Here is a 12,082-nt window from a genome sequence, read left to right on the forward strand (position 1 = left end):
ACAGCAAAAGGGGCGAACGCCCCTATTGCAAAAATTACCTTTGAATATTCAAATTAATGAACATCTCTCCAGTATTCTTTCTTCAAGAAGAATGCCAGGATGAAGAAGATAACTAAGAAACCAATAACCTTAATACCAATAGCTTCTGATTCTAGGCGAGAAGGCTCACCTACATAAGCTAAGAAGTTTGTCAGGTCACGTGCTGCTTGGTCATATTCATCAACACTCATCTCACCGGTACCATCTGTTTCAGTGCCGACAACTTTAGTCACTGTGTGACCATGTTCTTCCACTTCTTCAGTGATCGGTGTTGGCAAGCCTTGTAACTCTTGTAGTACGTGAGGCATACCCACCAATGGGAAAACAACGTTGTTCACACCAAATGGGCGAGACTCATCTTTATAGAATGACTTCAAGTAAGTATAGATGTAGTCCGGAGACTTAACACGAGAGATAAGTGTTAAGTCCGGTGGCGCAGCACCAAACCATTTTGCAGCATCATCTTTAGCCATAGAATTTTTAATATGGCTACCTACTTTTGAACCATCGAAAATAAGCGTTTCTTGACCAATTTCAGTTGGAATACCGATGTCACGGAAAGTACGCTCATAACGCTGATATTGCATTTGGTGACAGCCAAGGCAGTAGTTCATAAATAACTTAGCGCCACGCTGTAGAGATGCTTTATCAGTTAAGTCATTGTTTGCTTCCATCAAAGGCACTGATGGGCCCGCTGCCATCGATAACGTTGGCAACAATGCGAATAAACCGATTACTAGCTTTTTCATCATTTCGTCAACCTCGTTGGTAGTGGCTTCGTCTTCTCGTTTTTACTGTAGAAGAATAGCAACACGAAGAACATAAAATAAGTTACTGTCGTGATTTGCGACAATAGCGTTTTAAAGTCAGTTTGCGGTGTTGCACCAATCCAGCCAAGGATAACGAATGTGACAACAAACTGAGCAATGTTCAACTTATGGAAACCACAACGGTAGCGAATTGAACGAACCGAACCACGGTCAATCCAAGGCAGTAGTGCCAATGCTACGATTGAAGCGCCCATTGCAATTACACCAATTAACTTATCAGGGATAGCACGAAGGATCGCGTAGAATGGCGTAAAGTACCAAACTGGGAAAATGTGCTCTGGTGTTTTAAGCGGGTTTGCCGCTTCAAAGTTTGGTGCTTCAAGGAAGAAACCATTCATTTCCGGTGCAAAGAACACAATGGCACAGAAGAAAATTAAGAAGCCAGCAACACCTAAGACATCTTTTACTGTGTAGTAAGGGTGGAATGGAATTGCATCCACAATATCTTTTTTATCAGTGTAGTATTCATGGAATTTAAACTTAGGTTTGTCTTCCTCAGCTACAGAGCCTTTCTTGCGCTTGATCTCAACACCGTCAGGGTTGTTTGAGCCTACTTCGTGCAGTGCAACGATATGAAGGAATACTAAGATAACCAGTACTAATGGTAGGGCAATAACGTGTAGTGCAAAGAAGCGGTTAAGCGTTGCACCAGAAATAACGTAGTCACCACGGATCCAAAGTGTTAAGTCATCACCAATTACAGGGATTGCACCGAATAATGAAATGATTACCTGAGCACCCCAGAAAGACATCTGACCCCATGGTAATAAGTAACCCATGAAAGCTTCAGCCATTAGCGCTAAGAAGATAAACATACCGAATAACCACAGTAATTCACGTGGCTTTTGATAAGAACCGTAGATCATACCGCGGAACATGTGAAGATAGACCACGATAAAGAATGCGGATGCGCCGGTAGAGTGCAGGTATCGCAATAACCAACCGTATTCAACATCACGCATGATGTATTCAACTGATGCAAATGCACCTTCAGCAGAAGGTACAAAGTTCATGGTTAGCCAGATACCCGTTACAATCTGGTTTACCAGTACTAGAATGGCGAGTGAACCAAACAAGTACCAGAAGTTAAAGTTTTTTGGCGCTGGGTATTGAGCAATGTGCATATTCCAGACGCGAGTCATCGGAATACGAGCATCGATCCAATCAACAACTTTGCCCACAACGCCCGTATTTGCTGCTTTATCTACATTAACAGACATTATGCAACCCCTTCTTCTTCACCTACCAAAATGGTAGTGTCGTCAATAAAGGTATACGGAGGGATCTCTAAGTTTAGAGGTGCAGGTACGTTTTGGAATACGCGCCCCGCCATATCAAACTTCGAACCGTGACAAGGACAGAAGAAACCACTATCAGTGCCTTCTACTTTTTCACCAAAGCTTCCGTTAAGGAAAGATGGTGAACACCCTAAGTGAGTACAAATCCCAACCGCGACGAAAAGCTCAGGTCGCTTAGAACGGTAACCGTTCTGCGCTGATGCCAACTGCTGTGGCTCTTCAGAGTTAGGATCACGAAGTTTGTCTTCGTGTTGCTTCATTTGTTCTAGCATTTTTGGTGTACGATTAACAATCCAAACTGGTTTGCCTCGCCACTCAACACGAATAAGTTGTCCAGACTCAAGCTTGCTGATATCTACTTCTACAGGCGCACCTGCAGATTTAGCTCGCTCACTTGGATTCCAGGACGCAATAAAAGGAACAGCAGCTCCAACCGCACCAACGCCACCTACAACAGAGGTAGCGATAGTTAAAAAGCGACGTCGGCTGTTGTCTACAGGCGCATTGCTCATCCACTTATCTCCACTTGATTCCCAACACTTGCTATATTGAGAACATCAGTTACAGCAGGTTAATTTAAGAAATTACAAAATAGACGCGATCATAAATAAATACCTTGATTAAAACAAGGTTATTCCAGATCCATGCCCGAATAAACCCGCAGAAAATCATCTATGATTACTTCGAGCATGAAACCGAGTATTTATGATATCGCATCTGACACAACAATATACTGACTAAGATCAACCCCCGACTAAGGATACGCACCAAATCGCGTGACTGGATCTCAGGTCTTTCTACTTGCTTCGCCAATTGTAGCAAAAAAAACCGCCAAGTTACCGCTCGAATTGCACTAATTATTATATTTATTGAACTTTTTTAACTCGACGCGATATTTTTGAGCAAATAAGTAGGACAAAACGAATGAGATACCTCGTAAATACGAGAGATTGATGTGCATAGGAGATGCTAAAAACAAAAAACCCAGCATAAGCTGGGTTTTTGAATTCTTGAAACGTAATAAATTAACGCTTAGAGAACTGTGTCTTCTTACGTGCTTTCTTAAGACCAACTTTCTTACGCTCAACTTTACGAGCATCGCGAGTAACAAAGCCAGCTTTACGTAGAGCTGGACGTAGAGACTCGTCAAACTCCATTAGTGCACGTGTGATACCGTGACGGATAGCACCCGCTTGACCAGTTGTACCACCACCTGCAACAGTGATGTATAGGTCAAACTTTTCTGTCATTTCAACTAGCTCTAAAGGCTGACGAACAACCATGCGAGAAGTTTCACGACCGAAGAACTCTTCTAAAGAGCGCTTATTGATTACGATGTTGCCAGTGCCTGGGCGTAGGAATACGCGAGCACTTGAACTTTTACGACGACCTGTACCGTAGTATTGATTTGCCATGATAGTGCTCCTTAAATGTCTAGAACCTGAGGCTGCTGTGCAGCGTGGTTGTGCTCGTTACCAGCGTAAACTTTAAGTTTACGGAACATTTCACGACCTAGAGGACCGCGAGGTAACATGCCTTTAACCGCTTTCTCGATGATCATTTCAGGCTTTTTAGCTTGAAGTTTCTCAAAGTTGATAGACTTAAGGCCACCTGGGTAACCAGAGTGAGCATAGTACATTTTGTCCTGAGTTTTGTTACCAGTTACAGTAACTTTCTCAGCGTTGATTACGATGATGTAGTCACCAGTGTCAACGTGTGGAGTATACTCAGCTTTGTGCTTACCGCGAAGGCGACGAGCGATTTCAGTAGCGATGCGACCTAAAGTTTTACCTTCAGCGTCAACTACGTACCAGTCACGTTTTACAGTTTCTGGTTTAGCAACAAACGTTTTCATTATAAAAATCCAAAGTTTTCAATTTTAAAACCACAGGCAGTCCTTGGACTACCGCTCTACTTGTATTTGCTTTAACCCCTTCGAGTTTAAGACTTTTATGCCGCTCAAGTCAGTGGCTAAGCCGACGAGGGCAATAGAACGCAACGTGGCAGGCCGCGGATTATAGCAAGCCTTCTGGGTGAAAACCAGCGCTTGGTGCTTTTTTCTACAAGAAAATCTGAAGAATTTCGAAAAAAATAGAAAAGGCAAAAAATCCAACGAAATGACGACGTGTGCGTGACAAGGACTCGTTCAAATAGGATATTTACAAACACCCACACCGAACAAGTCCTCTGAACAAAAAAGTAATTGCCGTTAGGCTAAATGCTCTCTTGCTAAATATTCATGGGATTGCATTTCTTGCAAGCGGCTAATGCAGCGTTTGAACTCAAAATTCAATGTACCTTCGGTATAAAGTTCAGTAATAGGCGCTGCAGCCGAGATGATAAGCGTCACATTGCGCTCATAAAACTCATCGACGAGCGCAATAAAGCGCCTTGCCGCATCATCGTTTTGCTGACCCATTTGCTTCACATTAGATAGGATCACTGTGTTATATAAGCGACTGATCTCCATGTAATCCACTTGCGAACGAGCGGTTTCACATAGCGCTGGGAAATCAAACATAACAATACAATCAGACACCATTCGAGTTTGGATCATCCGACCTTCAATCTCAATCGCCTGTTCGGCTTTACCTGGCTCCGGAGAGAGTTTGTTAAAGTAGTCGAATAAGTTTTCATCCGCTTGTTTATCAAGTGGGCTGTGAAAAATTTCCGCTTGTTCCAGCGTGCGCAAGCGATAGTCAATGCCCGAGTCCACATTAACGACCTCAGTATTGGCTTTTACCAATTCAATAGCAGGTAAGAATCGCGCACGCTGCAAGCCATTTTTATACAAATCATCAGGCACAATATTCGATGTGGCCACTAACACGATACCGCGCGCAAACAGCGCCTGCATTAATCCACCCAGTAACATGGCATCAGTGATATCTTGAACGAAAAATTCATCGAAGCAAATAATGTCAGTTTCAGATTTGAACGTATCAGCGATGCTTTCCAGAGGATTTTTCACTTCATTAAGCTTTTTTAGCTCTGCGTGAACACGATGCATAAAGCGGTGAAAATGCACCCGCATTTTGCGCTCCGTCGGCAACGCATCGAAAAAGGTATCAACCAGATAAGTTTTACCGCGCCCTACTCCTCCCCAAAAGTACAACCCTTTCACTTTTGGCGGCTCAGCTTTACCAAACAAGCGCGAGAGAAAGTTTTGTTTGACCGGGGGCTGATTGATAAGGTCGTCATACAATCGCTGTAAATGCTTTACGGCATTTTCTTGCGCGCTGTCATATTGAAAATCATCACGTTGTAGATCTTGCTGATATTTTTCCCAAGGCGTCATCGACTTAAATATTTTTTTACGATTTGTTTGTAGGTTATATTAACACGACTGTATTCACAGCGTATATTTAACTCTAACAGAGTTTTAATTTTATTTGCCGTTGAGGCACACAGGGAGAAACCTATGACTACCGTTACTTGGCTTGGATTACTGATCATTGTTGCCATTGCTGCATTCTTTTTAGGTGGCTTTGTAACGAAAAAGCAGTTCAAACACGATGAACTGGAAGTGCAAGCACAACAAGCTAAACACGACCTTGAGCAATATCGCCAAGACGTATCAGATCATCTTGCTAGCACCAAAAAACTAGTAAATAAAATGCAGGATAGCTATCAGCAACTGCTTACCCATGTGGAAGAAACCAACCAACTACTGACACAGGATCGTCCATCTCATCCTGCGGATCCTTTTTTCTCGAAAGAAACCACAGAACAACTACAAGCTTCTCTTCAAGCACGCCCAGAGAGAAGACGTAAACAAGATCCAAGTTTTGAGGCTCCACCTAGTGACTATGCCGAAGGTGAAACTGGGTTATTTTCTGGTCAAAAAAAAGAAAGTGAGCAAATTAAAGCCTCTTGATGAAACTTTTTGTTGACCCCATAGTCTTTAAAAGAAGTTATTGATTCTAGGGCCTATTGATCTTTCGAATTTGCTTTTGCAGCAGTTTGATTGGTATTTATACAAGGCAGAGCCTGTGTAGCATAGTTTGTCTATGTAAGTCAGGCGATAACACAGTAGAAATGCCAATCAAACGCTGCCCTTTGGGTTCCCCTGAGTGCGCTTTGTTCATTGTTGCTCAACTTTTGCTTAGATTACTAGGCGGCAAGTCGAGCGCCGCGACCAAAACCCTCTCAGGGGAACAAAAGTCAAACAGCAAAGGTCAACAGGCCCTAATAAGAGGCTAGTTATCAGCCCCTTATGACTTATATTAACGCTAATAGCGGAGTACTTCACGACTATGAAATTTAAACTATCTTTGTTATCGGCCGCTTTACTTTCTTCTAGCTTATTGCTGTTACCGCAGCAAAGCATGGCCAAACTTCCTGTTGCCGTAGACGGCCAACAACTACCAACGCTAGCACCTATGCTCGAAAAGGTAGCCCCGGGCGTTGTTAGTATCCAAGTAAAAGGTGCTAAAGAAGTGCGTCGCCGTGTCGACCCTTTCGACTTTTTCTTTGGACAACCGCAGCCTCGCAGCCAAAAGCGCCCTTTTAGTGGCCTCGGCTCAGGTGTCATCATCGATGCAGATAAAGGCTATGTCGTTACAAACAATCACGTTATTGATGATGCAGACGAGATGCTGGTCACTTTAAAGGATGGCAGAGAGTTTGAGGCCAAATTAATCGGTAGCGACGCCGAATCTGATATCGCATTGCTACAAATCGACGGCGAAGACCTAACAGAAATCAAACTCGCTAATTCAGACAAGTTGAGAGTGGGTGATTTTTCCGTTGCTATTGGTAATCCATTTGGATTAAGTCATACCGTCACCTCAGGCATCATCAGTGCACTAGGCCGTAGCGGCTTAAATATCGAAGGCTATGAAGACTTTATCCAAACAGATGCGGCAATCAACCAAGGTAATTCAGGTGGTGCGCTAGTTAACTTAAACGGCGAACTTATTGGTATCAACACTGCTATTTTAGGCGCGTCTGGCGGTAATGTCGGGATCGGCTTTGCTATTCCGTCAAACATGATGAAAAACCTAGTAGATCAAATTGTTGAGTACGGAGAAGTTCGTCGCGGTTCATTGGGTATATTGGGTCGTACCTTAGATGCTGGTCTTGCTAAAGCACAAGGCTTTGATGTTAAACGTGGTGCTTATGTCATGCGCGTAGTGGAAGATTCTGCAGCGGACAAAGCCGGGCTGAAAGCCAATGATGTTATTGTCAGCCTAAACGGCGACGACATTGAAAGCTTTAATGAACTCCACGGTAAAGTGGCTACCATGGGTGAAGGTCGTGAGGTACGACTTGGTGTCTACCGTGATGGCAAAACCAAGTTTATCGACGTAGAGCTTGGTGGTAAGCAAGAAGAACAGGCGAATGCAGAGGATGTACATCCAAACCTACGAGGCGCAGTACTAGAGAGTGGCGAGCGCAATGGCAATGAAGGTGTCGTCATTACCTCAGTAGAACCTCGCTCACCAGCTGCACGTGTTGGCCTTGAAGAAGGCGATGTGATCATGCAAGTGAATCGCCAACGTGTCACGAGTGTTAAAGATATGTCTAAACTAATTAATGGTATTAAAGGTAATATCGTACTTGGGATTAAACGCGATCGCGAGACGGTTTTCTACCTCATTCAGTAACGAAATAGACAAATATTAAAAATGAAACACAGCGAAACTTGTCGCTGTGTTTTTTTTTGTGTCATTATTAGCAGTATTAGATAACGATAAATATAAGCTCTTGTGTTCAAATTAATTAAATTCATTTTTCCACCGCTGCTTGCCGGACTTGGGATCGCTTTTATCATCATTTGGTTTAATCCTGAGCTAAGGGATAACTTGCCAAAACTTGAGGCCCCACATATTCAGGCCCATCATATGAGTTTTGCTGATGCTGTAGAAAAAACAGCTCCAGCGGTCGTGACGATTTTTTCCGAGGGCTTTAGCAATCAGCCAAGATATCAGCGCCAAAGCACGGTTAGAGAACTTGGCTCTGGCGTAATCATGAGCCGAGATGGCTACATACTGACAAACTATCATGTGGTGAACAATGCCGACCAAATCATTGTCCTTCTTCCTGATGGCCGCCAGTATAGCGATACGCAACTGATAGGCTTTGACACGATTACGGACTTAGCTTTATTAAAAATTCCAGCTGAGAATTTGCCTGTCATTCCTATCGATCATGACTACTCACCACGTGTTGGGGATGTGGTGCTCGCAATTGGTAACCCATTGAACATTGGACAAACCATTACGCAAGGCATTATCAGTGCAACAGGCAAACAGACTCTCACAGAAAGCCAGTTCAACAATTTGCTGCAAATGGATGCCGCGATTAATGTTGGTAATTCAGGTGGTGCCGTTGTCAATTCTAATGGCGCGCTAGTTGGCATTACCTCTGCGCAATTTCGCACGCGTTTGAATATTGATATCCAAGGTATCTCTTTTGCGATCCCTTATGATCTTGCAATGGACGTCATGCATAAACTCATTATGGATGGCAGAGTGATCCGAGGCTACCTCGGCTTTAGAGGCACACCAGTTGACAATACAGGTAAAAGCGTAACGGATCTCTACACACCAATTGTCGGCCTTGCTGTGAGCGAATTAGACCCGCTAGGTCCCGCCTGGCAAGCTGGCATGAAAGAGCATGATATTGTGGTTAAAGTAGGTGGAGAGCCTGTGACTAATCCGCAAAGGACACTGAAGACGATTGGCAATACCGCGCCTGGTACTAAACTCGAGTTTGAAGTACTCAGAGGTGGTCAGCGCCTCACTATTACGGTGGAAGTCGCTGAACTCGAAACAGGACTGTATTAAGCAAAGCAAAAAGCGTCCAGAGGGACGCTTTTTTGTTTTTTACCAATTCGCTTAATTAAGCTCAGGTTTTACGGCGTTTTATATTTGCACCTAACCGACTTAGCTTATCTTCTATCTTCTGATAGCCCCTATCAACGTGATAGATGCGATCGACTATGGTTTTGCCTGTTGCCACAATACCCGTTAGGATAAGACTCGCTGAAGCGCGTAAATCGGTTGCCATTACCTGCGCACCAGATAACGACTCAGTCTCACCACAGATTGCAGTGTTGCCTTCTAAACGAATATTCGCGCCCATACGCTGTAGCTCTGGTACGTGCATAAAACGGTTTTCAAAGATAGTCTCTGTGATTGTCGCGCTCCCTTCAGCCACCACATTTAATGCGGTAAACTGAGCTTGCATGTCTGTTGGAAAACCAGGATGTGGCATAGTTTTGATATTAACGGCTTTCAAAGCGCGTTGACGCATATCCACGTAAATACTGTCTTCACTTACCTCCACAATCGCATTGGCGGCGCGTAGCTTTTCAAGCACAGGTTCAAGGCTATGATAATCCGTGTTTTTACACAGCACTTCGCCTTTTGCCATTGCCGCAGCAACCAAAAAGGTCCCTGTTTCGATGCGATCAGGAAGGATTTTATGCTCACAACCATTAAGACGCTCAACGCCTTCTATCTCAATTCGGCTCGAACCTGCACCGCTGATCTTGGCACCCATGGCAACTAAGCATTCCGCTAAGTTAATAATCTCTGGCTCTCGCGCAGCATTATCTATCACAGTTTTACCATCGGCGAGGGTTGCAGCCATCAGTAAGTTTTCAGTAGCACCAACGCTGACGGTTTCCATAAAGATCTCGGCGCCACGAAGACGACCCTCGGTTACCGCATGGATATAACCATTCTCAACTTTGATCTTAGCGCCCATTTTCTCAAGGCCTGAAATATGCAGATCGACTGGACGAGCACCAATAGCACAGCCTCCCGGTAGGGATACTTGCGCTTGACCAAATCTTGCAACTAATGGGCCTAACGCCAGTACCGACGCACGCATTTGCTTAACGAGCTCATAAGGTGCAAGCACGCTATTTACCGTTGCACCATTGATTTCTAAGATATCGCCATCCCACTCAACTTCAGCGCCCAGTGTTTTTAATAAGGCTTCAGTGGTACCTATATCGCGTAAGTGCGGTACATTAGAAAAACGACTTTTACCATCGCCAAGCAGAGCGGCGAATAAAATAGGTAGGGCTGCATTTTTAGCCCCTGAAATAGTGACTTCACCGGCTAAAGTGGTGCCACCTTGGATAACAAACTGATCCATTGCGGCACTCCGTTATTGTGGAAGAATAAATTTGCGCTCTTTTTGCCATTCATCAGGTGTGAATGCACGAATACTAACAGCATGGATGGTGCCGTCTTTAATAGTATCCATCAGTGGGCCGTAGATCAGCTGTTCTCTTTTCAGCCTTCTTAATCCGTCAAAACACGTTCCAACAGCAATGACTTCGTAGTGACTACCATTAGCTTTGACGATGATCTCGTCAAGCGATAGTGCATCTCTCAATAAAGTTTCGACTTGATTTGTTTCCATTAGACTCACTCAAATAGGGTTGTCACCTGCCCCAACTCCATTAAATTTTGCAGTTGCTCAGGCGTATTTTTCAGCTCGAGACGAATGTCGCGCTGTTTCAATTGACCTAAAGAGTGAATTAACCAAGCTAAGCCCGCGGTGTCAACCCTTGTCACCTCAGAAAGGTTAAAATAGACGGTTGATTGTGCATTTTTCAGCACTTGAACGATGGTCGACTGTTTCAGTGCGCTTGGTAAACTCGCTCTCGTAAGTTCACCAGTTAACACGATTTCACCTTTACTTTCGGTGAATGAAATACTAGGCGTCACCATCATCCCCTCTAAATTGCACCGGAAGCTTGCTCTTCTTATCTAACAGTTGGATCACATGTTCAATACCCTGCTGGCGTAAAATACCATGTAGCTCCGATTGTTTGGCATCGAGTAAACTAATGCCTTCCGCCATCATGTCAAAAGCACGCCAGTCACCGTCTTGACCGCGTCTAACTTTGAAATCAATTTTGATATCAGGCTTACCAGGCTCTACAATTTTGGTCTTAACAACCACCACACCTTCATTTTCAAATGGGCGATGCTCACCAAACTCTACCTTTTGGTCTTTATATTGAGTAAATACACCAGCATAAGTCGCTACCAAGTAATTTTTGAATACCTCAATAAACTCTCTAATATGCTCGACAGCAGCAGCTTTCTCCTCTTTACTTTCGATGTTGCGAACCTTTTGAATATAAGAACCTAATACACGATACGCAGCATATTTGTAATCAATGTAAGGCAAGAGCTCTTCTTCTACGATAACGCGTAAGTGTTCTTTGTCTTCTTCAATGATGTTTTGCTCTTTCGTAACACGCTGAAAAGTTTGCGCCGCAACTTGCTCAACCATTTTATAAGGATCACTTGAGTCCACTTCTTTCGCCTGAACCAATGCGGTAGCCATCAATGCTACAAGCAAAGTCAGACATTTTGCATAGATGTTTTTTAACATATTTACTCGCTCCCTTGATTAAATAGGAACTGACCAATTAGCTCTTCTAATACCAGTGCCGATTTTGTATCTGTGATCATGTCACCGTCTTTTAGCGCTTTTGTTTCCACACCAAAAAGAGACTCAAGATCAACGCTATCTTCACTCGTTACCTCCTGACCAAGACATTTTTGCTTCGCAGATTCAGCAGCAATAACGGGAGAAATACCTAAGTATTGCTCTCCCAAAATGCCCGAAGTCAAAATCGAAACCGACGACGTATCGGAAAACTGACACTCGTAGTTTTTATCTAAACTCATTGAAACTACCGGCACGAACTCTTGTGGATGGATGTGAATTCCATCAACACGACCAATCACAACCCCACCCACCTTAATTGGGGCGCGGGTTTTCAACGAGCCTATATTTTCGAACTTAGCATGCAAAGTGTAAGTTTCACCATTGCCGCTTAAGCCTGAATTAGCTACCTTTAGCGCCAACATAACAAATGCAGCAATGCCCAATGCCACGAACAACCCAACTAAAATTTCTATTTTCCGTGTATTCATT

The 12,082-nt window shown here is 43.7% G+C and carries 14 protein-coding genes; 3 read left to right on the plus strand and 11 right to left on the minus strand.

What is annotated here, in order from left to right; translation table 11 throughout:
- Positions 1–53 precede the first annotated feature (53 nt).
- The 6 genes from CTT31_RS16260 to zapE all read right to left on the minus strand — a co-directional run bounded on the left by CTT31_RS16260 (position 54) and on the right by zapE (position 5,465).
- Positions 54–791, minus strand: coding sequence for a cytochrome c1 (locus tag CTT31_RS16260; RefSeq protein ID WP_029215832.1), 738 nt, complete (start codon positions 789–791; stop codon positions 54–56).
- Complete coding sequence (locus CTT31_RS16265; protein ID WP_045987630.1) at positions 788–2,089, minus strand: cytochrome b; 1,302 nt, start codon at positions 2,087–2,089, stop codon at positions 788–790. Before CTT31_RS16265 ends, CTT31_RS16260 begins: the two co-directional genes overlap by 4 nt.
- Complete coding sequence (petA, locus tag CTT31_RS16270) at positions 2,089–2,679, minus strand: ubiquinol-cytochrome c reductase iron-sulfur subunit (protein ID WP_039492902.1); 591 nt, start codon at positions 2,677–2,679, stop codon at positions 2,089–2,091. The genes CTT31_RS16265 and petA overlap by 1 nt, the downstream gene beginning before the upstream one ends.
- A 513-nt stretch (positions 2,680–3,192) precedes the next feature.
- Positions 3,193–3,585, minus strand: coding sequence for a 30S ribosomal protein S9 (gene rpsI, locus CTT31_RS16275; protein ID WP_161796706.1), 393 nt, complete (start codon positions 3,583–3,585; stop codon positions 3,193–3,195).
- A gap of 8 nt (positions 3,586–3,593) precedes the next feature.
- Complete coding sequence (gene rplM / locus CTT31_RS16280; RefSeq protein WP_010376694.1) at positions 3,594–4,022, minus strand: 50S ribosomal protein L13; 429 nt, start codon at positions 4,020–4,022, stop codon at positions 3,594–3,596.
- Positions 4,023–4,376: 354 nt separating this feature from the next.
- On the minus strand, positions 4,377–5,465 hold the full coding sequence (zapE, locus tag CTT31_RS16285) for a cell division protein ZapE (RefSeq protein WP_211858754.1): 1,089 nt from the start codon (positions 5,463–5,465) through the stop codon (positions 4,377–4,379).
- 123 nt (positions 5,466–5,588) lie between these two features.
- On the opposite strand from zapE, the gene CTT31_RS16290 reads away from it, so the two are divergent.
- From CTT31_RS16290 to CTT31_RS16300, 3 genes are all read left to right on the plus strand, one after another.
- Positions 5,589–6,044 carry a Z-ring associated ZapG family protein gene (locus tag CTT31_RS16290; RefSeq protein ID WP_010376689.1) on the plus strand — a complete coding sequence of 152 codons (456 nt, stop codon included), beginning with the start codon at positions 5,589–5,591 and terminating at the stop codon, positions 6,042–6,044.
- Positions 6,045–6,423: 379 nt separating this feature from the next.
- Positions 6,424–7,776 carry a DegQ family serine endoprotease gene (locus tag CTT31_RS16295; RefSeq protein ID WP_010376687.1) on the plus strand — a complete coding sequence of 451 codons (1,353 nt, stop codon included), beginning with the start codon at positions 6,424–6,426 and terminating at the stop codon, positions 7,774–7,776.
- A 102-nt stretch (positions 7,777–7,878) separates the two neighbouring features.
- Complete coding sequence (locus CTT31_RS16300) at positions 7,879–8,958, plus strand: trypsin-like peptidase domain-containing protein (RefSeq protein WP_039492907.1); 1,080 nt, start codon at positions 7,879–7,881, stop codon at positions 8,956–8,958.
- A 61-nt stretch (positions 8,959–9,019) separates the two neighbouring features.
- Here CTT31_RS16300 and murA read toward each other — a convergent pair whose 3' ends face one another.
- From murA to mlaD, 5 genes are read right to left on the minus strand one after another with little or no spacing between them, the layout of a single operon-like run.
- Positions 9,020–10,279, minus strand: coding sequence for a UDP-N-acetylglucosamine 1-carboxyvinyltransferase (gene murA, locus CTT31_RS16305; RefSeq protein WP_260491598.1), 1,260 nt, complete (start codon positions 10,277–10,279; stop codon positions 9,020–9,022).
- Positions 10,280–10,291: 12 nt separating this feature from the next.
- Positions 10,292–10,549 (minus strand): BolA family protein, encoded by a 258-nt coding sequence (locus CTT31_RS16310; protein ID WP_039492911.1) that lies wholly within the window; start codon positions 10,547–10,549, stop codon positions 10,292–10,294.
- Positions 10,550–10,554: 5 nt separating this feature from the next.
- Entirely contained in the window at positions 10,555–10,860 is a 306-nt protein-coding gene (locus CTT31_RS16315; protein WP_039492913.1) for an STAS domain-containing protein, read from the minus strand.
- Positions 10,847–11,533: an MlaC/ttg2D family ABC transporter substrate-binding protein gene (locus CTT31_RS16320; protein WP_130127095.1), complete on the minus strand. Its 687-nt coding sequence runs from the start codon at positions 11,531–11,533 to the stop codon at positions 10,847–10,849. The genes CTT31_RS16315 and CTT31_RS16320 overlap by 14 nt, the downstream gene beginning before the upstream one ends.
- A 2-nt stretch (positions 11,534–11,535) precedes the next feature.
- Positions 11,536–12,081 (minus strand): outer membrane lipid asymmetry maintenance protein MlaD, encoded by a 546-nt coding sequence (mlaD, locus tag CTT31_RS16325; RefSeq protein WP_010376676.1) that lies wholly within the window; start codon positions 12,079–12,081, stop codon positions 11,536–11,538.
- Between the last annotated feature and the right edge of the window lies 1 nt (position 12,082).

It is taken from the genome of Pseudoalteromonas maricaloris, assembly GCF_024746855.1.
Lineage (GTDB): Bacteria > Pseudomonadota > Gammaproteobacteria > Enterobacterales > Alteromonadaceae > Pseudoalteromonas > Pseudoalteromonas maricaloris.